Source organism: Allobosea minatitlanensis (assembly GCF_964020775.1).
This window is the reverse complement of sequence record NZ_OZ224509.1, coordinates 1,633,592-1,654,432: the sequence shown is the minus strand read 5'-3', so window position 1 is coordinate 1,654,432 and position 20,841 is coordinate 1,633,592. Positions and strand designations below refer to the sequence as shown.

20 protein-coding genes and 1 other RNA gene are annotated in these 20,841 nt (G+C 68.1%); 2 read left to right on the top strand and 19 right to left on the bottom strand.

Annotation, left to right across the window (positions count from 1 at the left end):
• Positions 1-3: 3 nt before the first annotated feature.
• Together ACWH43_RS08095 and ACWH43_RS08090 are read right to left on the bottom strand one after the other, a co-directional pair.
• Positions 4-918, bottom strand: a complete 915-nt coding sequence (locus ACWH43_RS08095) for a D-alanine--D-alanine ligase (RefSeq protein ID WP_158446675.1) — start codon at positions 916-918, stop codon at positions 4-6.
• Positions 919-994: 76 nt separating this feature from the next.
• Entirely contained in the window at positions 995-1,180 is a 186-nt protein-coding gene (locus tag ACWH43_RS08090) for a hypothetical protein (RefSeq protein WP_158446676.1), read from the bottom strand.
• Between the two features lie 332 nt (positions 1,181-1,512).
• Here ACWH43_RS08090 and ACWH43_RS08085 point away from each other — a divergent pair, with 332 nt between their 5' ends.
• Positions 1,513-2,403, top strand: coding sequence for an EamA family transporter (locus ACWH43_RS08085; protein ID WP_158448084.1), 891 nt, complete (start codon positions 1,513-1,515; stop codon positions 2,401-2,403).
• Here the strand turns inward: ACWH43_RS08085 and murB are convergent.
• From murB to ACWH43_RS08010, 15 genes are all read right to left on the bottom strand, one after another.
• The gene (gene murB / locus ACWH43_RS08080) at positions 2,378-3,304 is read right to left on the bottom strand and encodes a UDP-N-acetylmuramate dehydrogenase (RefSeq protein WP_158446151.1); all 927 of its coding nucleotides are present in this window, start codon (positions 3,302-3,304) and stop codon (positions 2,378-2,380) included. The genes ACWH43_RS08085 and murB overlap by 26 nt on opposite strands.
• A gap of 40 nt (positions 3,305-3,344) precedes the next feature.
• The gene (gene murC / locus ACWH43_RS08075; protein ID WP_158446152.1) at positions 3,345-4,751 is read right to left on the bottom strand and encodes a UDP-N-acetylmuramate--L-alanine ligase; all 1,407 of its coding nucleotides are present in this window, start codon (positions 4,749-4,751) and stop codon (positions 3,345-3,347) included.
• A 16-nt stretch (positions 4,752-4,767) separates the two neighbouring features.
• Positions 4,768-5,871, bottom strand: coding sequence for an undecaprenyldiphospho-muramoylpentapeptide beta-N-acetylglucosaminyltransferase (gene murG, locus ACWH43_RS08070; RefSeq protein ID WP_448153432.1), 1,104 nt, complete (start codon positions 5,869-5,871; stop codon positions 4,768-4,770).
• 1 nt (position 5,872) lies between these two features.
• Positions 5,873-7,006 (bottom strand): FtsW/RodA/SpoVE family cell cycle protein, encoded by a 1,134-nt coding sequence (locus ACWH43_RS08065; RefSeq protein ID WP_158446154.1) that lies wholly within the window; start codon positions 7,004-7,006, stop codon positions 5,873-5,875.
• Positions 7,007-7,306: 300 nt separating this feature from the next.
• On the bottom strand, positions 7,307-7,453 hold the full coding sequence (locus tag ACWH43_RS08060) for a hypothetical protein (protein WP_260347741.1): 147 nt from the start codon (positions 7,451-7,453) through the stop codon (positions 7,307-7,309).
• 489 nt (positions 7,454-7,942) lie between these two features.
• Positions 7,943-8,215: a hypothetical protein gene (locus ACWH43_RS08055; RefSeq protein WP_158446155.1), complete on the bottom strand. Its 273-nt coding sequence runs from the start codon at positions 8,213-8,215 to the stop codon at positions 7,943-7,945.
• 87 nt (positions 8,216-8,302) lie between these two features.
• Positions 8,303-9,736 carry a UDP-N-acetylmuramoyl-L-alanine--D-glutamate ligase gene (gene murD / locus ACWH43_RS08050; RefSeq protein ID WP_158446156.1) on the bottom strand — a complete coding sequence of 478 codons (1,434 nt, stop codon included), beginning with the start codon at positions 9,734-9,736 and terminating at the stop codon, positions 8,303-8,305.
• A 1-nt stretch (position 9,737) separates the two neighbouring features.
• Complete coding sequence (gene mraY, locus ACWH43_RS08045; protein WP_158446157.1) at positions 9,738-10,820, bottom strand: phospho-N-acetylmuramoyl-pentapeptide-transferase; 1,083 nt, start codon at positions 10,818-10,820, stop codon at positions 9,738-9,740.
• Between the two features lie 103 nt (positions 10,821-10,923).
• The gene (locus tag ACWH43_RS08040; RefSeq protein WP_158446158.1) at positions 10,924-12,348 is read right to left on the bottom strand and encodes a UDP-N-acetylmuramoylalanyl-D-glutamyl-2,6-diaminopimelate--D-alanyl-D-alanine ligase; all 1,425 of its coding nucleotides are present in this window, start codon (positions 12,346-12,348) and stop codon (positions 10,924-10,926) included.
• A gap of 78 nt (positions 12,349-12,426) precedes the next feature.
• Entirely contained in the window at positions 12,427-13,875 is a 1,449-nt protein-coding gene (locus ACWH43_RS08035; protein WP_158446159.1) for a UDP-N-acetylmuramoyl-L-alanyl-D-glutamate--2,6-diaminopimelate ligase, read from the bottom strand.
• Between the two features lie 207 nt (positions 13,876-14,082).
• Positions 14,083-15,912 (bottom strand): peptidoglycan D,D-transpeptidase FtsI family protein, encoded by a 1,830-nt coding sequence (locus ACWH43_RS08030; protein ID WP_158446160.1) that lies wholly within the window; start codon positions 15,910-15,912, stop codon positions 14,083-14,085.
• Complete coding sequence (ftsL, locus tag ACWH43_RS08025) at positions 15,909-16,295, bottom strand: cell division protein FtsL (RefSeq protein WP_158446161.1); 387 nt, start codon at positions 16,293-16,295, stop codon at positions 15,909-15,911. Before ftsL ends, ACWH43_RS08030 begins: the two co-directional genes overlap by 4 nt.
• A 2-nt stretch (positions 16,296-16,297) precedes the next feature.
• Entirely contained in the window at positions 16,298-17,314 is a 1,017-nt protein-coding gene (gene rsmH, locus ACWH43_RS08020; RefSeq protein WP_158446162.1) for a 16S rRNA (cytosine(1402)-N(4))-methyltransferase RsmH, read from the bottom strand.
• Positions 17,311-17,784, bottom strand: a complete 474-nt coding sequence (locus ACWH43_RS08015) for a division/cell wall cluster transcriptional repressor MraZ (protein ID WP_158446163.1) — start codon at positions 17,782-17,784, stop codon at positions 17,311-17,313. Before ACWH43_RS08015 ends, rsmH begins: the two co-directional genes overlap by 4 nt.
• A 446-nt stretch (positions 17,785-18,230) precedes the next feature.
• Positions 18,231-18,716, bottom strand: a complete 486-nt coding sequence (locus ACWH43_RS08010) for a MarR family winged helix-turn-helix transcriptional regulator (RefSeq protein ID WP_375796975.1) — start codon at positions 18,714-18,716, stop codon at positions 18,231-18,233.
• A 152-nt stretch (positions 18,717-18,868) separates the two neighbouring features.
• On the opposite strand from ACWH43_RS08010, the gene ACWH43_RS08005 reads away from it, so the two are divergent.
• A complete protein-coding gene (locus ACWH43_RS08005; protein WP_158446164.1) occupies positions 18,869-19,291 on the top strand; it encodes an organic hydroperoxide resistance protein in 423 nt (140 codons plus the stop codon).
• Positions 19,292-19,460: 169 nt separating this feature from the next.
• Here the strand turns inward: ACWH43_RS08005 and rnpB are convergent.
• Together rnpB and ACWH43_RS07995 are read right to left on the bottom strand one after the other, a co-directional pair.
• Positions 19,461-19,852: RNase P RNA component class A (rnpB, locus tag ACWH43_RS08000), an RNA gene on the bottom strand.
• 103 nt (positions 19,853-19,955) lie between these two features.
• Complete coding sequence (locus tag ACWH43_RS07995) at positions 19,956-20,522, bottom strand: lytic transglycosylase domain-containing protein (protein WP_260347740.1); 567 nt, start codon at positions 20,520-20,522, stop codon at positions 19,956-19,958.
• Between the last annotated feature and the right edge of the window lie 319 nt (positions 20,523-20,841).

Sequence of the window (20,841 nt, the reverse complement as noted above, 5' to 3'; positions counted from 1 at the left end):
CTTTCACCGATCGAGGGAGGCGTCCTGCACCATCCATTTGACGAGCTCACCGAAATTCAGGCCCGCATGGGCAGCCAGTTCGGGCACCAGGCTGGTTTCGGTCATCCCGGGCTGCGTATTGACTTCCAGCCAGACGAGCGTGTCGGTCTCGTCGTCGTAGCGAAAGTCAGATCGGCTGACGCCCCGGCATCCGATTGCTTGATGCGCCGTTAACGCACACTCTTCGATCTGCTGGTAAATTTTCGGTAAAATTCGCGCCGGACAGATGTGGATCGAGCCGCCTTTCGCGTACTTCGCGTCGTAGTCGTAAAATTCGCCGGTTGCGGCTTGTATTTCGGTCACACCCAGGGCGCGCTCGCCCATCACCGCGCAGGTCAGCTCCCGCCCCGCGACGAAGGTCTCGGCGAGCAGCGTCTCGCCGCAGGGCCAGTCCGGCCGGGCGATCTCCTGCGGCGGGTGCTCCCGCCCCTTCTTGACGATCACCACGCCGACGGAGGAGCCCTCATCGACGGGTTTGAGCACATAGGGAGGCGGCAGCACATGGCTCTTCGCGGCGGCGAAGCGGGAGACGTTGACGCCATGCGCGACCGGCACGCCGGCCGCCTGCACCACCGTCTTCGCCCGGTCCTTGCGGATCGCCAGCGCCGAGGCCAGCACGCCGGAATGGGTATAGGGAATGCGCAGGATCTCGAGCACGCCCTGGATCGTGCCATCCTCGCCGAAGCGGCCATGCAGGGCGTTGAAGGCGACGTCCGGCTTCAGCTTCGCCAGCACCTCGGCGATGTCGCGCTGCACGTCGATGCGGGTGACGCGGTAGCCCTGGCCTTCCAGCGCCCGCGCGCAGGCCGCACCGCTGTTGAGGCTGACCTCCCGTTCGACGGACCATCCCCCCATCAGCACTGCGACGTGTTTGCTCATGCCGGTCCCCGTTCGACGTGTCCGCCGAACCTCACCGGAGATGGTTAACAGCCCGTTAACCATAGGCCCGCAGGCGTTAACGGCTTTTAGATCGGCCGATTTTGGCGAGCAGGCGCCGCAGCTCCGCGCGCTCCGCAGGCGACAGCGCGCCCACCAGCCGCTCCTCGGTCGCGACATGCGGAACGACGATTCGCTTAGCCAGCGCGAAGCCCGCCCCGGTCAGAACGGCTGGAGTATCGAACTGAATACCCGTGCGCGGCACGGGAACGACATTCCGGTTCCGTACGGAACCGCCACCGTCATTCCGGGGTATGGCGAAGCCATGAGCCCGGAACCCGGAACCGACGCGCTTCGTCGGGAAGCAGGTCGATCGGGTGATGCCTTCGCGATCCGGGCTATCGGTTCCGGGCTCGGGCCTTGCGGCCCGCCCCGGAATGACGCTGGCGGATCCTGCGCCGATACCGACAGCCCGGGCAAAGCGCGTACGATGGTCAGTCCGGCGTTCCAGGCCTCTGATTTTGCATCGGCTTTTCCCGAAAACCGCGTGCCACTTTTCGGGCCGATGCTCTATCGTCCCCCATCCGGGAGCCCACCATGGCATTCAAGCTCAATACCACCCTGTTGACCACGATCCTGGTGCCCTGCCTCTGGGGCTCGACCTATATCGTCTTCACCCAGACGCTGCCGGTGGAGCATCCGCTGCTCGTCGGCGCGCTCAGGGCGCTGCCGGCCGGCCTGCTGCTGATGGCACTCGGCCCCGGCCTGCCGCCGCGCGACAGGCTCCTGCCGCTCGCGGCGCTCGGTCTTGCCAATATCGGACTGTTCTTCGCGCTGCTCTTCGTCAGCGCCGCGCGGCTGCCCGGCGGGCTGGCCGCCACGGTCGGCTCGATCCAGCCCCTGATCGTCGGCCTGCTGGCCTGGCCGCTGCTCGGCCGGCGTCCGGGCCGGGGCCAGATCCTCGCCGCGCTCGCCGGCCTCGTCGGGGTGGCGCTGCTGGTGCTCGATCCGCATGCCCGGCCGGACGCCGTCGGCCTCCTCGCCGGCCTCGCCAGCGCCGCCTCGATGGCGACCGGCACGGTGCTGATCGAGCGCTGGGGCAGGATGGGCTCAGCCCTGGCGCTGGCGGCCTGGCAGCTCACGCTGGGCGGGCTGGTCCTGCTGCCGGTCGCGCTGCTGGTCGAGGGCCTGCCGCCGGCTCCGACCGCCCTGAACGGACTCGGGCTCGGCTATCTCGTCCTGATCGGAACCGCGCTCGCCTACTGGTTCTGGGTCAGGGGCATCACCACGCTGGGCTCCAGCGTCGCCTTCCTCGGCCTGCTCAGCCCGATGGTCGCGACGCTTCTCGGCGCCGTCCTGCTCGGCCAGTGGCTCGGCGGCCTCCAGCTCCTCGGCATCGCGGTCATCCTGGGCTCGACCGTCGCCGGGATGCTTCTCGCCCGGCGGGCGGGAGCCGCGGCCGCTACGCCGCGACCCCGAGCCGCTTGATCTCCCACTGCAGCTCGAAGCCGGAACTCTCCTTGACCCGGCGGCGGACCTCTTCGCCGAGCCCTTCGACATCGGCGGCCGTGGCGCCGCCGGTGTTGATCAGGAAGTTGCAATGCATCTCCGAGACCTGCGCCCCGCCGACGCGCAGGCCGCGACAGCCGGCGGCGTCGATCAGCTTCCAGGCCTTGCCGCCTTCCGGGTTCTTGAAGGTCGAGCCGCCGGTCCGCTCCTTGATCGGCTGGGCGGCCTCGCGCGCCTGCGTCACCCGGTCCATCTCGGCCTGGATCGCGGCCTGCTCGCCCGGCCGCCCCTGGAACAGGGCGGAGGTGAAGATGATCTCGCGGGTCGATTCGGCGCTGTTGCGATAGGTGAAGCCCATCTGCGCGTGGGAGAGCGTCACCAGCTCGCCCTTGCGGGTGACGCCGCGCGCCTCGACCAGCACATCGGTGGTCTCGCCGCCATGGGCGCCGGCGTTCATGCGCAGCGCCCCGCCGATCGAGCCGGGGATGCCGCGATAGAAGGCGAGCCCTTCGAGCGCGGCATCGGCCGCGGCGCGGGCCACCTTGACGTCCGGCACCGCCGTTCCCGCCCGCAGCCGGTCGCCCGGCTCGCGGCTGATCTCGGCGAAGCCCTTGCCGCCGAGCCGGATAACGAGGCCGGGAATGCCGCCGTCGCGCACGATCAGGTTCGAGCCGAGCCCGACCACCGTGACCGGGACGTCCTCCGGCAGCCTGGAGAGCAGATAGGCGAGATCGTCCTCGTCCGCCGGCGTGAACAGCAGTTGCGCCGGCCCACCCACGCGAAACCACGTCAGGCCCGAGAGGTTCTGATTGGCGAGGAGCCGCCCGCGCAGGTCGGGCGCGGCGGCACGGATGTCGGAGGTAAGGTCCTGGAATGCCATGGCTCGACGCTTTAGCCTGTCCAAACCGAGCCGAAAAGGCTCACCCCTTCAGCGCCGCCAGTTCCCCCGGCAGCGCATAGGCCCATTGCGTGATGTTGCCGGCGCCGAGGCAGACGACATAGTCGCCCGGCCCCGCCAGCTCCGCCACCATGCCGGCGAGCTTGTCGGGGGCCTCCAGCGGCAGGGCATGGCGATGGCCGCGCGCCTTGATGCCCGCGACCAGCGAATCGCGGTCGGCCCCGGCGATCGGCGCCTCGCCCGCCGCATAGGTGTCGGCCACGATCACCGTGTCGGCATCGTTGAAGCAGGCGGCGAAATCGTCGAACAGGCTCGACAGCCGCGTATAGCGATGCGGCTGCACCACCGCGATGACCTTGCCCTTGGTCGAGGCGCGCGCGGCCCTGAGCACGGCCGCGATCTCGACCGGATGGTGGCCGTAATCGTCGAAGATCAGCGCGCCGTTCCACTCGCCGGTCCGGGTGAAGCGGCGCTTGACGCCGCCGAAGCCGGCCAGCGCCTCGCGGATGCGCTCGACCGGAATGCCGAGATCGTAGGCGACGGCGATCGCGGCGGTCGCATTCAGCGCGTTGTGATGCCCGGGCATCGGCATGACGAGGTCGCGGATTACCTCGTCCCGACCACTCTTGCGGTCGCGGATCAGGAGCGTGAAGCGCGCCTGCCCGCCGGAAAGATCGATATCGAGCAGGCGGAAATCGGCCTGCGGGTTCTCGCCATAGGTGATGACGCGCCGGTCGGTGATCTGGCCGACCAGCCCCTGCACGGTCGGATGGTCGATGCACATCACCGCGAAGCCGTAGAAGGGCAGATTCTCGACGAAGGAGCGGAACGCCCCCTTGATCGCATCGAAAGTGCCGAAATGGTCGAGATGCTCCGGGTCGATATTGGTGACGATCGCCACGTCCGCCGGCAGCTTCAGGAAGGTGCCGTCCGATTCGTCGGCCTCGACGACCATCCAGTCGCTCTCGCCCATGCGCGCATTGGTGCCGTAGGCGTTGATGATGCCGCCATTGATCACGGTCGGGTCGAGCCCGCCCTTCTCCAAGAGCGTCGCGACGAGCGAGGTCGTGGTGGTCTTGCCATGGGTGCCGGCGATGGCGACGCAGCTCTTCAGCCGCATCAGCTCGGCCAGCATCTCGGCCCGGCGCACCACCGGCAGGCGCAGCTCGCGCGCCGCGGCGAGTTCTGGATTGTCGCGCTTGATCGCGGTCGAGACCACGACGACCTCGGCCTCGCCGAGATTCTCGGCCTTGTGGCCGACGAAGGTGGTGATGCCCTTCTCGGCCAGACGCTTGACATTGGCGCCGTCGGAAGCGTCCGAGCCCTGCACCTTGTAGCCGAGATTGTGCAGCACCTCGGCGATGCCGGACATGCCGATGCCGCCGATGCCGATGAAATGGATGGGGCCGAGCTTCGGCGGCAGCTTCATGGTCCTGCGTGTCCTGTCAGTTCTGAAAGTTGGCCGTCGCGATCACGAGATCGGCGAGGCGGTCGGCGGCATCGGGGATACCGGCGCTCTTCGCGTTTGCGGCCATGGTCGTCAAGTGCGCCGGCTGGGCGATGAGCTGCGACAACTCGCTGGCGAGGCGCCGCGGGGTGAAGTCCGGCTGCAGGATGCGCATCGCCCCGCCGGCCTTTTCGAGGAAGGCCGCGTTCGCCGCCTGGTCCTGGTCGAGCGAGCCGGGCAGCGGCACGAGGATCGCCGGCCGGCCGATCACGGTCAGCTCGGCGACGGTCGAGGCGCCGGAGCGGGCGATGACGAGCTGCGCCGCCGCCATCTGCGCCGGCAAATCCTTGAAGAAGGGCGAGACCGTCGCGCGGATGCCGAGCTTCTCATAGATGCCGCGCACGCGCTCGTCGTCCTCGGCCCGCGCCTGCTGGACGATGGAGAGCCGCGCCCGCTCGGCCTCGCTCAGGAGCTGGATCGCCGGCGGCACGATATCGGCCATCACCCGCGCGCCCTGGCTGCCGCCGAAGACGAGCAGCCGGATCTTGCCCTCGCCCGGCCATTCGTAATCGCGGTCCGCCACCTCCAGCACCGCCGGGCGCACCGGGTTGCCGACATGGCGGCACTTTGCCTTCAGCGGCTCGGCGATGCCGCCGACCTCGGCGAAGCCGGTGGCGATGACGGTCGCCCGCCCGGCCAGGAAACGGTTCGCCCGGCCGATCACGGCGTTCTGCTCGTGGATCACCGTCTTCACGCCGGCGAGCGAGGCGCCGAGCACCGGCGGCACGGTCGGATAGCCGCCGAAGCCGACGACGACATTGGGCTTGATTCTGCCGATGATGCGCCGCGCCGCAAAGGTGCCCTTGGCGAGCTTGAGCAGCGCCCCGGTCATGGCGAATGGCGAGCGGCCGGACGGCGTCGCCGCGGGCACGGCATGCACCGCCTCGGCCGGGAAGCTGCCGGCGTATTCCGCCGCGCGCGTGTCGGTCATCAGCACGACGCGCTGGCCCCGGGCATGCAGCGCGTGGCTCAGCGCCTCGGCCGGGAAGAGATGGCCGCCGGTCCCGCCGGCCGCCAGCATGACGAGCTTGCCCGCGGCCATCTCAGCGCCCGTAGGAGCCGAGCTCCGCCGAGCGCGGCCGGCGCCGCGTCAGGGCGAGCAGGAAACCCGTGCCCACCGCCAGCGAGAGCAGCGAGGAGCCGCCATAGGAGATGAAGGGCAGCGTCATGCCCTTGGCCGGCATCATGTGCAGATTGACCATCATGTTGATCGCCGCCTGGATGCCGAAGAGCAGCGCGAGCCCCGTCACCGCGAGCCGCGTGAACGGGTCCTCGGATTTCTGCGCCACGAACAGCGAGCGGAGCACGATGATCGCGAAAAGCGCGACCAGGATCATGCAGACGATGACGCCGAACTCCTCGGCCGTGACGGCGAAGATGAAATCGGTATGGGCGTCGGGCAGGATGCGCTTCACCGTGCCCTCGCCCGGCCCCTTGCCGAGCCAGCCGCCCTGCGCGAAGCTTTCGAGCGCGGTATCGACCTGGAAGGTGTCGCCCGAGCCCTTGTCCATGAAGCGCTCGATGCGGGCGCGGACATGCGGCACCAGCTCATAGGCGATGAAGATGCCGGTGGCGCCGATGCCCCCTAACCCGATCACCCAGAACCAGTGCAGCCCGGCGACGAAGAACAGCCCGGCCCAGACCAGGCTGATCAGCATGGTCTGGCCGAAATCCGGCTGCAGCACCAGCGGCACGATCGAGACCGGCAGGATGAGCAAGGCGAGGATCGTGCCCGGCAGGTCCGGCCGGCGGGTGCCCTCGGCGAAGGCCCAGGCGGCGAGCACGACGAAGGCCGGCTTCATGAATTCGGAGGGCTGCACCGAGCCGAGGATGCTGAGCGTCAGCCAGCGCTTGGCGCCCTTGACCTCGACGCCGAAATACAGGGTCGCGACCACCATGGCGAGCGAGATCACATAGAGGATCAGCGCGGCGCGGCGCACCTGGCGCGGCGTCATGAAGGACACGCCCAGGAAGATCACGATGGCGCCGGCGAGATAGGCCGCCTGCCGGTTGACGAAATGGAAGGTCGAAAGCCCGAGCCGTTCCGCCACCGGCGGCCCGCCGGCCATCAGCAGCACGACGCCCGAGACCATCAGCGCGATCAGCGCGGCGAGGATCAGGCGGTCGATCGACCACCACCAGCGGCCGCTCAGGGAAGGTTCGGCGCGGGAGACCATGACAGCGCGTCCTATCGACAGTTTCGGCGCGGACGAGCCGCGCTTCGTGACGAATCACTCTGTCAATGAATGGTTAACCGTTTGATTCCGATGTGGCGCAAACTCGGCTTCCAAAGCAGGCGCGAACCGCGTGAAGCGAACGGCGAATTTCGACCCATTTCGGACCTTTTGCATTGGTTTCCTGTAAATGGTCGGAAGAGTTTCTGTAGATAGAAATTTTCAAATCACGGTTCACCGTGACCGTTCTCTCCACCAGAGCCATAGTCCGCTGAGTAATAAAACGGAGATAAGCAATAAAATTCACAAAATATCTGGATCATGAGACTTGATTGCTAAGATGATGCTCATCATCACGCCAAGATGTATCAGGCCACGCCAACTAAATAGGCGATAATCTTTACGATGATCTCTAACAAAATCTTTTAAAACTTCTAGAAAACCGCCCATTGCCACCTCCCGGGATCAAAGGTCGCAGCCGCAGATGTGCATGTCTTTCTCAATCCGACAAGATCCGCTGTCGACCCGTTGCGGGCACTCTCACAAGCGCAATATGTTTACTCGTCCACCATCTCGCGGAGCGTTTGAGGTTGACGATGTTGCATGGCCGCCCCGTTCCCCATCAATCCATGATTGTAACGATCCTGGCTTGGTCGGGGCTAGCGATGACTTTTGCGGTTTTACCGTGGTCGCTGAGTGACGAGCCGGCGTCCATATGGCTTCACTTGGTTAGGTTAGCGCCGGCACTCATGTTCCTTGCGATCCTTGTTTCGCATTGGACAGGAGCGCGAGTGATTGGGTTTCCTCGACGCCGCAACTCCCGATTTCCCCGCCAAATTGTCGTGCTCAGCGGAATAATAGTGGTCGTAGCGTTCGCGAACTTCGCATCTGGTCTGCTGCTTTCCTAATGTCCGCTTCCGACCCGAACGAGACACCCGGTCAGAGCCTCGACCAAGCCACGAACTTTGCAACAAGCACTCTAAAAACTACGATCCAGATGAACTCGGCGGGTATCAACCACAGCAACGACTGACCTATGAGCGCCCACCCGCCGTCCATGTAGTTGACAGTCGTGAGAGCGACAAAAACAGCCGAGGCTACAGCGAGGACAGCCAACGAGGTCAAGCTGGCAGGCCAACGGCGGATCGAGAGAAATAACGCAACGGCAAATGCAGTGCCCATGGTGATGGGTGAGAGGACAATGCCCCACATTGTGTTCTCCTGAGTCTTCGCCACCACCATAGTCGTTGTTTGGAGGCTCGCTACTTCCGCTTTCGGCCCAAATCGGACCCGCTTTATTTACTTTCCACCACCGAACGCCACGAATCCCGGCAGTTCCGCGACCAGCCTGCGGAACGTATCGCCGCGCACCTCGAAATTCGGGAACTGGTCGAAGGAGGCGCAGGCCGGCGAGAGCAGCACGGCGATCTCACCCTCGCCGGGCTTGGCGAGCGCGTCGCGCGTTGCAGCCGCCAGCGCCTTGTCGAGCGTGAGGCTGCGCTCATAGGTCACGCTGCCCTCGACGTCGAAGGTCGCGGCGAAGAGGTCGCTCGCCGCGCCGATCAGATAGGCTTTCGCGATGTTCGGGAAATAGCGGCGGAGCGACTCGATGCCGCCCTCCTTGGCCTTGCCGCCGAGGATCCAGAAGATGTCCCGGAAGGAGGTCAGCGCCTTTTCGGTCGAATCGGCGTTGGTCGCCTTGGAATCGTTGATGAAGACGACGCGGCCGATCCGGCCTAGCTCCTCCATGCGATGCGCCAGCCCGGGATAGCTGCGGAAGCCGGCGGCGATCTCCGCATCGCTCAGGCCCAGCGCCGCGCAGGTGGCGAAGGCGGCCGCCGCATTCTGGGCATTGTGCGTGCCGCGCAAGCTGCCGATGCCGGCGAGGCTGGCGACGACGCGCCGCTCGCCGTCCTGCGCCGCGACGATCCGCGTCTCGCTCCGTCCGTCATGCGCGACGGTCTCGGCGAAGACGCCCCGGTCGAGCGGCTGCTCGCCGCTGATCTCGACCAGCGGGCGGCCGCCGGCCGCGCGCCTGAGCGCCATCTGCCGCGAGGGCTCGTCGTCCACGCCGACCACGGCGATATCCGCCGCCGAAACCAGCCGCTCCTTGATCGCGGCGTAGTTCTCCAGCGAGCCGTGCCGGTCGAGATGGTCCGGCGTCAGGTTCATCTGGATGCCGACGGTGGGCGCGAGCGAAGGTGCGAGGTCGATCTGGTAGCTCGAACACTCGATGACATGGATGCGGTTCGTGGCCGGCGGCTCCAGCGCCAGCACGGCGGTGCCGATATTGCCGCCCATCTGGACGTCGCGTCCGGCCTGCTTCAGCACATGCGCGATCAGCGCCGTCGTCGTCGACTTGCCGTTGGTGCCGGTGATGCAAACGACCGGAGCGCTCGGCGCGATTTTCGCCCGCTCGCGGAAGAACAGCTCGACGTCGCCGATGATCGCGACGCCGGCTGCCTTCGCCTTGCCCACGGTCCAATGCGGCTCGGGATGGGTCAGCGGCACGCCCGGCGACAGCACGAAGGCGGCGAAGCCAGACCAATCCGCGCTCGCCAGGTCGACGACGGCGATGCCCTCGGCCGCCGCCTTCTCGCGGCTTGTCTCGCTGTCGTCCCAGGCGGCGACATCGGCACCGCCCGCCTTGAGCGCGCGCGCCGTGGCCAGCCCCGAGCCGCCGAGGCCGAACAGGGCGACCTTGCGCCCGGCGAAGACGGTGACCGGGGTCATCTCAGCGCAGCTTCAGCGTGGCGAGGCCGACCAGCGCCAGCACGACGGAGATGATCCAGAAGCGGATCACGACCTGCGGCTCGGTCCAGCCCAGCTTCTCGAAATGATGGTGGATCGGCGCCATCAGGAAGACGCGCTTGCCGGTGCGCTTGAACACCGCGACCTGGATGATGACCGAGAGCGCCTCGACGACGAAGAGCCCGCCGACCACGGCCAGCACGATCTCGTGCTTGGTGGCCACGGCGATCGTGCCGAGCAGGCCGCCGAGACCCAGCGAGCCGGTGTCGCCCATGAAGATCTGGGCCGGCGGCGCGTTGAACCAGAGGAAGCCGAGCCCCGCCCCGATCACCGCGCCGCAGATCACCGCGAGCTCGCCCGCGCCCGGAACGTGGTGGATCTGGAGATAGTTGGCGAAGATGGCGTTGCCGACGAGATAGGAGATGAAGCCGAAGGTGCCGGCCGCGATCATCACCGGCACGATGGCGAGCCCGTCGAGCCCGTCGGTCAGGTTGACCGAATTGCCGGCCCCCACCACGACGAAGGCCGTGACCAGCGGAAACAGGATGCCGAGCGGGATGATCGCTTCCTTGAGGAAGGGCATGGCGAAGCCGGAGGCGATCGCCGGCGGCTGGGTCTGCATCACGAAGGTGCAGGCGATCAGCGCGACCACGACCTCGATGGCGATGCGCGCCTTGCCCGAGAATCCCTTATGCGACTGCTTCGTCACCTTGAGGTAGTCGTCATAGAAGCCGATGGCGCCATAGGCCGCCGTGACGAAGAGCACGATCCAGACATAGGGGTTGCGCAGATTGCCCCAGAGCAGCACCGCGGCGAACAGGCCCGACAGGATCATCAGCCCGCCCATGGTCGGCGTGCCGCGCTTGGCAAGGTGGCTCTCGGGGCCGTCCGTGCGGATCGGCTGGCCCTTGCCCTGCTTGATCCTGAGCCAGGAAATCGCCGCCGGCCCGAAGAAGAAGACGAAGAGCAGCGCCGTCGCCGTCGCCCCGCCCGCCCGGAAGGTGATGTAGCGGAAGACGTTCAGCACGGGGAAAGTGCCGGACAATTCGGCAAGCCAGGCGAGCATGTGCGGGCTATCTTTCGGGAAACGGTCGGAAGGTCGGATCAGAATCTTTTGGCGTGTCGCATTTTCTTCACGCGAACCGGTGTCCGCTTCGCTTGAAAAGGCTTTAGTCTTCGGCAGGCAAGGCAGGAAAGCGCGCGAGGAGCGCCTTGACGATCGGCCCCATGCGCGAGCCCAGCGATCCCTTGACGGTGACGACGTCGCCGGCACGAACCGCATCGAGCACGAGCGGCTCCAATTCGCCCGCCCCGGGGGCATAAGCCCCCCGCATGGCCGAAGGCAAGCTCTCATAGAGTCCCTTCATCAGCGGCCCGCAGGCGAAGACCTTGTCGATGCCGTTGGCGGCGAGCGGCCCGGCCAGCCCCTCGTGCAGCTCGCCGCCGCTCGGCCCGAGCTCCAGCATGTCGCCGAGCACGGCGATGCGCCGCCCTCGGCCCTCCACGGGCAGGCGCCCGAGATTCTCGATCGCCGCGCGCATCGAGGCCGGGTTGCCGTTATAGCTCTCGTCGAGCAGCGTCAGGGTTCCGCCCGGCGCCTGCAGGATCTGCCGGGCGCCGCGGCCCGGCGGGGGCTTGAGGTCGCCGAGCGCCAGCGCTGCCAGCGCGAGGTCGGCGCCGAGCGCCTGCACCGCCGCCAGCACCGCGAGCGAGTTCAGCACGATATGCCGGCCCGGGCTGCCGAGCTTGTAGGTCACCGGCTGGCCGAGCACCCGCGCCTCAACCGTCGAGACGTCGGCCTTGAGCGCGCAGGAGACCAGCCTGACATCGGCGTCGGGGCTTTCGCCGAAGGTGACGATCCGCCCGGCCGGGCCGGATTTGGCGATGTCGCGCAGCAATTCCGATTGCGGGATGTCGGCGTTGATGATCGCCGTTCCGCCCTTCTCGAGCTCCCAGAAGACGCCCGCCTTCTCTTCGGCGATGCCTTCCAGCGAAGCGAAGGCGGCCAGATGGACCGGCTGGATCGTGGTGATGATCGCGACCTGGGGACGCACCAGCCGGGCCAGCGGCAGGATCTCGCCGGGGCTGTTCATGCCGATCTCGTAGACGCCATAGGCGATGTCGGCCGGCGTGCGCACCAGCGTCAGCGGCACACCCCAATGGTTGTTGTAGGAGGCGACCGGCGCATGGGTCTTGCCCTGGCGCGACAGCACGAGGCGCAGCGCCTCCTTGGTCCCGGTCTTGCCGACCGAGCCGGTGACGGCGACGACGCCCGCCTTCAGCGCCGCGCGGCGGGCCGCGCCCGCCTGCTCCATCGCCTTCAGCACGTCCGGCACGACGGCGAGCGCGCCCGCCCCCTCGAACTGCGCCGCATGCGCCTCGTCGATCACGGCAAGCGCGGCGCCCTTCTCCAGCGCGCCCCTGACGAAGTCGTGGCCGTCGCGGGCCTCGCCCCTGATGGCGAAGAAGGCGTCCCCCGGCTCCAGCGTGCGGGTGTCGATCGAGGCGCCGGTGACGGCCGGCGGCACCGCGCCTTCCGCCCGCGCGCCCAGCGCCGCGACCAGACTGTCTCCGCTCCAGAGGGGGGCGCTCATCCGTGAATCTCCGACAGCGCGCTTCCCGCCCGGACGGACGAAACGAATTCGCGCGAAATCCTATTCTGGCGCATGGGGCTATTTCCCCTGCGCCAGCGCCTTCCGCACGACCTCGTGGTCGGAGAAGGGCCATGTGCGCTCGCCTATGATCTGGCCGCTTTCATGGCCCTTTCCGGCCACGACCAGCAAATCCCCGGGCTGGAGCATCCCGACCGCGGCGCGAATCGCCTCCTCGCGGTCGCCGATCTCCCGCAGCTTCGGCGAGGCGGCCATGATCTCGGCCCGGATCGTGGCTGCGTCCTCGCTGCGCGGATTGTCGTCGGTGACGATGGCGATGTCGGCCTTCTCGGCGGCAATGGCGCCCATCAGCGGCCGCTTGCCCTTGTCGCGGTCGCCGCCGCAGCCGAAGACGCAGATCAGGCGCCCGGTCGCATAGGGCCTCAGCGTCGAAAGCACCGCCGCCAGCGCATCCGGCTTGTGGGCGTAGTCGACGACGACCAGCCCGCCATTGGCCTCGCCGACCCGTTCGAGCCGCCCGGCGACGCCGGTGAGCCCGCAGATCGCCTCCAGCGCCTTGCGCTTCTCCGCCCCGGTCGCGATGGCGAGCCCGGCCGCGACCAGCGCGTTGCCGGCCATGAAGTCCCCGACCAGCGGCAGCGAGACCGAAATCCGCTCGCCGTCGAAACCGATCGTCAGGCGCTGGGCGAAGCCGTCCCGCTCATTGGCGAGCAGGGTCAGCGTCTCACCCTTGCGGCCGATACCGATGAGCGGATGCCCGCCGTCGCTGGCGGCCTGCGCGGCTTCCTCGGCATAAGGCTCGTCGCGGTTGATCACCACCGGCGCGCCTGCCGGCAGCAGCTCCCAGAGCCTGAGCTTGGCGGCGAGATACGCCTCGACGCTCGGATGATAGTCGAGATGGTCGCGCCCGAGATTGAGGAAGGCGCCGGCCTTCAGCCTCACCCCGTCGAGCCGGCGCTGGTCGAGGCCGTGCGAGGAGGCTTCCATGGCCAGATGGGTAATGCCCTCCCCCGCCAGCCGGTCGAGCGAGGCGTGCAGCGACAACGGGTCGGGCGTGGTCAGCGAGCCGTAATCGGCCCCCCTGGCGGTGACGACGCCGATGGTGCCGAGGCTCGCCGCTTCATGGCCGAGCGCCTGGAAGATCTGGCGGGTGAAGTCCGCGACCGAGGATTTGCCGCTCGTCCCGGTCACGGCGACGATGGTTTCGGGCTGGTGCGGATGGAGCTTGGCCGCCGCCAGCGCAAGCGCAAGCCGCGGATCGGGAACCTGCGCGAAAGCGACGCCGGCCGGCAGGTCCGCCGGGCGCGGGCCGCCCGAAACCACGGCGACGGCGCCATGCCCGACCGCATCCATGATGAAGCGCGCGCCATCCGCCTTGGCCCCCGCGAGCGCGACGAAGACATCGTCCCCCGTCACCTTGCGGCTGTCGAAGGCGACGCCGTGCACCGGCTGCCCGGCGGCCTCGGCGTCGAAGGTCTCGGGGAAGAGCTCGTCTAGTCTCCAGGACATTGCCTCTACCATTCCGCTGTCATCCCGGGCGACCCCTCGGGTCCGATCTGCGATCGGCCCAAGGGCAGGCTCCGCGAGACCCGGGATCCATGCCGGAACATCTCCGTCAAAGGCTCTGGCATGGATCCCGGCTCTCCGCTTCGCTCCGGCCGGGATGACTCCCGGGTTTGAGCCCAACTGGACGGTCGAGCCGCCCATGGTCAAGCGCTACCGCGAACCCCACGCTCCCAGCTTCGCCATCAGCGGGAAGGGCGAGGGCGGCGGCTCGAAGCGCGGCGTGACGCCGAGCAGCGGCGCCGCGCGCTCGATCAGCTTGCCGGTGGTGACGCCGCCGTTCCAGGCCGCGGTCGAATAGCCGCCGCTCTCGGCATAGCCCTTCGGCTCGTCATAGATGGCGAGGAACAGGTATTTCGGCTTGTCCGACGGGAGGATCGCCGTGAAGGTGGTGAAGTTCTTGTTCTTGGCGTAGCGGCCGTTGATGACCTTCTCGGCCGTGCCGGTCTTGCCGCCGACGAAATAGCCGGGCACGTCGGCCTTGCGCGCCGAGCCCCGCTCGCCGTTGATGCGCATGATGTAGCGCAGCGCCTCGGAGGTCTCCGGCTTGATCACCCGGGTCGCGACCTTCATCGCGTCCTCCTGCGAGCGCTTCAGGAAGGTCGGCTTCATCAGATAGCCGCCATTGACCAGCGCGGCGACGGCGGCGAGCGCCTGCAGCGGCGCCACCGCGAGGCCGTGGCCGAAGGCGATGGTCGCGGTGTTGATCTCGCCCCAGCGCTGCGGGACGATCGGCGCGGCGCTCTCCGGCAGCTCGGTCTGCATGCGGTCGAGCTGCATCATCTTCTTCAGGAAGGCCTTGTGCCCGTCGACGCCGACGGCGAGCGCCATCTTGATCGAGCCCATATTGGACGAGTGCACGAAGACCTCGGGCACGGTCAGGGTGCGGCCGGTGCCGTGGTATTCCTTGATGACCTGGCGGCCGAAGCGCATCATCCCGCCGGCGGTCGAGAAGGTCGAGTTGATGTTGACCTTGCCGGAATCCAGCGCCATCGCGATGGTCAGCGCCTTGAAGGTCGAGCCCATCTCGTAGACGCCGACATTCATCCGGTTGATGCGGTCCTTCTCCAGCGCGTCGACCGGGTTGTTGGGGTCGAAGTCCGGCAGCGAGACCAGCGCCAGCACCTCGCCGGTGGTCACGTCCATGATCGCGCCCGCCGCCGCGATCGCCCTGAAGCGCTCCATGCCCTTGACCAGCTCGTCGCGCAGCACGTGCTCGACGCGCAGGTCGATCGAGAGCCTGACCGGCTTGAGGTCGCTCGCCTCGCTGGCGAGGCCGGCGCCGTTCAGGTCCTGCAGCCCCTGCGAATCGATATACTTCTCCATGCCGGCGATGCCGATATTGTCGATATTGGCGAAGCCGAGGACATGGGCGGCGGCCGGGCCGTTCGGATAGACCCGCTTGTGCTCGGGCAGGAAGCCGACGCCGGGGATGCCGAGGCGGTAGACCTCGGCCTGCTGGCGCGGCGTGATCTCGCGCTTGACCCAGACGAAGCCCTTCTTGGTGCCGAGCTTGTCGCGCAGGTCCTTGGCGTCGAGATCGGGCAGCACGGCGGTCAGCAGCTCGGTCGCCTCGTCCTTGTCGAGGATCTTGCGCGGCTCGGCGAAGACCGAGACGACGCCGATATCCGTGGCGAGGATCTCGCCGTTTCGGTCGACGATGTCGGGGCGCGCCGCCGAGATCGCGTTCGAGCTGGCGCGGCGGATGCCGACCTGCTCGTTCGGCAGCGTCGCCAGCAGGGCGAGCCGGCCGGTGATCGCGATGAACAGGACCGAGAAGCCGAGGATGACCAGCCCGACGCGCGGCTGGGCCTTGTGGCCGCTCATGCGGAAGACCTCGCGCAGCCAGGCGAGCCGCGAGCGCGGTGCCGGCTCCTCATAGGCCGGTGTCGCGTGGTCGCAGGCCTGCGCTTCGTGGGTCTGCGCCTCGTGGATCTGCGCCTCGGTGGCGAAAGCCGGTTCGGTCCGGGTCTTGTCGGTCATGGCATGGCTCCGGGCGTGGTCGCGCTCGTCCTGGCGCTCCGCGGCGTCTCGGTCGGCAGGCCGAGGCCGAGATCCTCGAGCTTGCGGCCGATGGCGTCGACCTTGGGCCCGCGATTGGGGATCTCGGAGGGCTTCACCACCTGCGTCGCCTGGAAGGCCTGCAGGTCGAGATGCCGGTCGGCCAGCGTCTGGATGCGGTCCGGCCGGTTGAGGAACTGCCATTCGGCCTTGAGCACCTGGATGGCGTCGCGCTCGCGCTGGGTCTTGGACCTGAGCTTCTGCAGATGCTCGGTCGCCAGCGTCGTCTCGTATTTGATCGTATAGGCATAGACCGCCGAGGAGACCAGCGCGCCGATGGCGATGACATGGAGAAACTTGATCACGCTCAGGATCTCCGGCGGGGCGCGGGTTCGGGAATGCCGGCAAGCGCGACGAGGCCGGCCTCGGCACGGCGCGGCGGCGCCTCGTTGCGCTCGGCGGCGCGCAGCTTGGCGGAGCGCGCCCGCGGATTGGCCCGCATCTCCGCCTCGGAGGGCGCGACCGCGCCCTTCTCGACCAGGCGGAAGGTCGGCCGCGCCGCGGCCGCGGCCGGGGCATGGCGCGAGCCCGCGGGCACGCGGCCCGAGCGCTCGGCCAGGAACTGCTTGACGATGCGGTCCTCCAGCGAATGGAAGGTGACCACCACGAGCCGGCCGCCGGGCTTGAGCACGGTCTCGGCCGCGTGCAGCGCCCGGACCAGCTCGCCGAGCTCGTCGTTGACCGCGATGCGCAGCGCCTGGAACACCCGCGTCGCCGGATGCGCCCCGCCGGGCTCGCCCCGCACGATGCCGGCGACGAGATCGGCGAGCTGCTTGGTGGTGGCGAGCGGCGCCTTGCGCCGCGCCTCGACCAGCGCCCGCGCCACGGCGCGCGAGCGCCGCTCCTCGCCGTAATGGTAGAAGATGTTGGCGAGCAGTCCTTCCTCGGCCTCGTTGACGATGTCGGCGGCGCTCTGCCCCTCGCCGCTCATGCGCATGTCGAGCGGCCCGTCGAAGCGGAAGGAGAAGCCGCGCTCCGGCTGGTCGATCTGCATCGACGAGACGCCGATATCCAGCACCACCCCGTCGAGCGGCACCATCCTGAAGCGCTCGGCCTCCTCGGCGAGATCGCCGAAGCGCGCCTGCGACAATGTCAGCCGTCCCGCCATCGCGGCGACGAGATCGGCCCCGCCGGCGATCGCGCTCGGGTCGCGGTCGAGCCCGAGCAGGATCGAATCCGGCGCGGCGTCGAGGATCGCCCGGCTGTAGCCCCCCGCCCCGAAGGTGCCGTCGAGATAGCGCCCGCCCGGCCTGGGCGCGAGCGCGGCCAGCACCTCCGCCAGCAGCACCGGGACATGACGCGCCGGCTCGCCCCGCTCCGTCATGAGCCCGAGCCTCCCGCCGAAGCCAGCCCGCCGAGCGTGCGCTTGACGTCGCGCAGCCGCGTCCGCGCCGCGTCGAGATGGGCGCGGAAGCGCTCCGGCTCCCAGATCTGGAATTTGTGGCCGTGGCCGACGAAGGTCACGGCGTCGCCGATGCCGGCATGCGCCTTCAGCGCCTCGCTCAGCACGATGCGCCCTTCCGGGTCGATCTTCAGCACCTCCGAGGTGCCGTTGAGCGCCGTCGAGAGCAATTCCCACTCGTCCGAGAACGGCGAGAAGCGCGCCAGGATATCGTCGATCGTCGCCCGCAGCGCATTGCCGCCCGCGTCGAGCGCCGGCAGGTCGAGCCCCTGATGGACGTAGAGCCCCTCGTAGCCGTCCTTCGCCAGGACGGAGCGGAAGCTCGACGGAATGGAGACGCGCCCCTTGGCGTCCAGCCGGTTGGTGAAGTTCGAGACGAAGCGGTCCGTCAACGCCGCCTCCCGGCCTGCTCTCCACACCGCCGAGGGGCGCCTGCCCGCACGGCGAAGAATCCACCCGTCGAAGCAGGCAAGCGGCGCCCGGCGACCGGGATCCGCGCGGCACACGGACCCCGATCTGAGACTTGCCTGCCGGCTTCGACGGGATGATTTGGGATAACATGGGTAATCATGGGCGTCAATGGAATCGTAAGCACGAGTCGGTGCTTGCGAGGGCTCGCCGCCATGACAGCCCCTTATGGTTAAGCAACCGTAAGCACGGGAGAATCGGGACCGCGGAACCCGCTTCCGAAGGCGGAGAGGGCCGGCGAAGCCCAGCAAGAATTTTGCGGGGCACGGCGAAAGGTCGCCATGATGCGCCTGGCTAGCCGCTCCGGAGGCGCAGCGAGCCGACCGCCCGCGCTCCAGGCCGCGCCGGCCCGCCCCTGTGACCTGCCCCGTCAGTCTTCGCGCAGGGCCGCCAGCAGCGCGTCGCGGACCTTGCCGAGCTGATCGCGCAGCGCCTCCGCCGTCGGCGCCGCCTCGCCGAGCGCCCGGCCGATCGCCTCCTGCACCCGGCAGCCTTGTGCGCGCAGCCGCTCACCCTTCGCCGCGAGCCGGATGCGCACCTGCCGCTCATCGGCGGCATCGCGCTCGCGCCGGATGAAGCCTGCCGCCTCGAGGCGCTTCAGCAGCGGCGTCAGCGTGCCGGAATCCAGCATCAGCCTGTCGCCGAGCGCCTTCACCGTCGGCCCGTCATCCTCCCACAGCGCGAGCATGACGAGATATTGCGGATAGGTCAGCCCGAGCGCGGCGAGCACCGGCCGGTAGACGCGGTTGAAGGCATGGCTCGCCTGATAGACCGCGAAGCAGAGCTGCTGCTCCAGCCTGGGTTCGCCGCCCCCGCTCCTGCGCTCGCGCTCCATTCTGCCCCCGGACACCGTCATCCCCGCCCTCGCCGCCGCAGGCAAAGCGGAAACCGAAGCGACAATCAACTCCGGCGCAACTCAGGCGGCCTGCCCTAAATTAATTGTTGACAATCTAATTGTGTACAATCTAAAAAGCAAGCCTCGGTTTCACCGCAGAGAAGGAGGCCATCATGAAAATCCTCTACACCGCCCACGGTTCCGCCACCGGCGGCCGCGAAGGCAAGGCCGCGACCGATACCGGCAACGTCAAGCTCGTGCTGAACACGCCCAAGGAGATGGGCGGCGGTGGCGGCGACGGCACCAATCCCGAGCAGCTTTTCGCAATGGGCTATTCGGCCTGCTTCCTCGGCGCGCTGAAATTCGTCGCCGGCAAGGAGAAGGTGAAGATCTCGGAGGATGCGAAGGTCTCGGCCGATATCGGCATCGGTCCGCGCGACGACGGCCAGGGCTTCGGCATCGCCGCCAAGCTGACGGTCTCGGTCCCGGGCGTCGACAAGGCCGTGGTCGAGGACCTCGTCAGGAAGGCCCATGTCGTCTGCCCGTATTCGCATGCGACCAAGGGCAATATCGCGGTCGAGACGACGGTCGCCTGAGGCCGGATCGCCTCCCCGCATGCGCCGTCATCCCGGACGCCGCGAAGCGGCGATCCGGGATCCAGGCCGGAGCGCTTCCGGCGCGTGTTCAGGCATGGACCTGCGCCTCCCCGCCGTCGCCCGGGATGACGCGGATACCGAAAGAGCGCCCGAAGCGTCGGCGAGCGAAGGTGCCAGCCGGCCTGTAAGCCGGGTTCTGGATGGCCGGGAGATCGCTCCCCCGACGTGACGGCCATTCCTCTGGGACGCGCATCGCTGCGCGCCTCGAGCAACCAACCCGGACGACAAGGCTCAGAAACCAGCCCCTTCCCGCTTGCGCGGGAAGCATCGTCCCTATTCGGTTTTGCTCCCGGTGGGGCTTGCCGTGCCGTCCCCGTTGCCGGGTCCGCGGTGCGCTCTTACCGCACCTTTTCACCCTTACCGCCGGCCGAAACCGGCGGCGGTTCGATCTCTGTGGCGCTTTCCCTGGGGTCGCCCCCGCCGGACGTTATCCGGCACCGTGTTTCCGTGGAGCCCGGACTTTCCTCCCTCGCGAGCGAGAGCGGCCGTCCGGCCGACTGGCGAGGGGGAGATGCGCGCTGGCGCGGCCGGCGTCAAGCGCGACCGCGACGGCAGGGCGTTTTCAAGCGAAGCGGGCGCCGCCTCGCTTGAAGAAAATACGGCGTCAGTTGCGGGCCGTGATCGTGCGCACCTTGGCGCAATAGGTCCGGTTCGCGCCGCTCATCCGGGTGGTCATATGGCCGCTCTGGTACTTCATCACCGTGCGGCAGGTGTCGCCGCCGGCCATCCTGTAGGCCATGGCGAGGTATTTCATGCCGTAGCGGGCGTTCGTCTCGGCATCGAGGAGGCCGCTGGCGCTGCCGGAATAGCCGAGGCCGCGCGCCGTCTGGTGGCGGATCTGCATCAGGCCGAAATTGCCGGCATGGGCCGCGCGCGGATTGTAGCGGCTCTCGATCCGCACCACGGCGTCGGCCAGGGAGAACGGGACGCCGTTGGCGGCCGCATGGCGGGCGACCAGCGCACGCAGGCCCTCTGCGCCGGCGGGAGCGGCGAGCGGGGCGGAGCCGCGCCGCTCGGCCCTGGCCGTCCTCGCATCGGACCGGCCCGCCTCGGCCCTGGCGCCTTGCGCGACGGCCCGGGCCTCGCCGGCGCCCCCGGCCGCAGCCGCCTTTTCGCGGGCGATCTCGGCGTCGCGGACGAGCAGTGCCCTGGGATCCGTTTCCGCGTTCACGAATTCCTCTGCCGACGCCAGCGCCGGAAGGCTAATCAGAACCGCAGCAGCCAGACCGCCAAAGATATACCGCATGATGAACCGAACCTCTTCTGTCCCAGCCCGTTGAGAAGGCGCGGTCAATTGCTGATCGAATGTGTCGATAATCTGACTTCGTCCGAAGAAATTCGTAGGTTTCATTACATGGCACGCGCCGAATTCTATATTTATCTGCCAAGTATTCGGATGTATTGATCGGGCCTGTAAACTTTGCCGGCGCGAAGGCGCGGCCGCGAATCAACAAAAACGGCCGACTGCCGCCCTTTCGCCTTATTCGGCC

What these genes read in the sequence shown, in the direction of transcription:
- ACWH43_RS08005 (WP_158446164.1), top strand. Translation starts at nt 18,869, where the DNA reads ATGAAAATCCTCTACACCGCCCACGGTTCCGCCACCGGCGGCCGCGAA.
- ACWH43_RS08065 (WP_158446154.1), bottom strand. Translation starts at nt 7,006, where the DNA reads ATGGTCTCCCGCGCCGAACCTTCCCTGAGCGGCCGCTGGTGGTGGTCG.
- rsmH (WP_158446162.1), bottom strand. Translation starts at nt 17,314, where the DNA reads ATGACGGAGCGGGGCGAGCCGGCGCGTCATGTCCCGGTGCTGCTGGCG.
- ACWH43_RS08085 (WP_158448084.1), top strand. Translation starts at nt 1,513, where the DNA reads ATGGCATTCAAGCTCAATACCACCCTGTTGACCACGATCCTGGTGCCC.
- ACWH43_RS08030 (WP_158446160.1), bottom strand. Translation starts at nt 15,912, where the DNA reads ATGACCGACAAGACCCGGACCGAACCGGCTTTCGCCACCGAGGCGCAG.
- ACWH43_RS08035 (WP_158446159.1), bottom strand. Translation starts at nt 13,875, where the DNA reads ATGTCCTGGAGACTAGACGAGCTCTTCCCCGAGACCTTCGACGCCGAG.
- ACWH43_RS08010 (WP_375796975.1), bottom strand. Translation starts at nt 18,716, where the DNA reads ATGACGGTGTCCGGGGGCAGAATGGAGCGCGAGCGCAGGAGCGGGGGC.
- murC (WP_158446152.1), bottom strand. Translation starts at nt 4,751, where the DNA reads ATGAAGCTGCCGCCGAAGCTCGGCCCCATCCATTTCATCGGCATCGGC.
- ACWH43_RS08040 (WP_158446158.1), bottom strand. Translation starts at nt 12,348, where the DNA reads ATGAGCGCCCCCCTCTGGAGCGGAGACAGTCTGGTCGCGGCGCTGGGC.
- mraY (WP_158446157.1), bottom strand. Translation starts at nt 10,820, where the DNA reads ATGCTCGCCTGGCTTGCCGAATTGTCCGGCACTTTCCCCGTGCTGAAC.
- ACWH43_RS08060 (WP_260347741.1), bottom strand. Translation starts at nt 7,453, where the DNA reads ATGGGCGGTTTTCTAGAAGTTTTAAAAGATTTTGTTAGAGATCATCGT.
- murG (WP_448153432.1), bottom strand. Translation starts at nt 5,871, where the DNA reads ATGGCCGCGGGCAAGCTCGTCATGCTGGCGGCCGGCGGGACCGGCGGC.
- ACWH43_RS08055 (WP_158446155.1), bottom strand. Translation starts at nt 8,215, where the DNA reads ATGTGGGGCATTGTCCTCTCACCCATCACCATGGGCACTGCATTTGCC.
- ACWH43_RS08095 (WP_158446675.1), bottom strand. Translation starts at nt 918, where the DNA reads ATGAGCAAACACGTCGCAGTGCTGATGGGGGGATGGTCCGTCGAACGG.
- murB (WP_158446151.1), bottom strand. Translation starts at nt 3,304, where the DNA reads ATGGCATTCCAGGACCTTACCTCCGACATCCGTGCCGCCGCGCCCGAC.
- murD (WP_158446156.1), bottom strand. Translation starts at nt 9,736, where the DNA reads ATGACCCCGGTCACCGTCTTCGCCGGGCGCAAGGTCGCCCTGTTCGGC.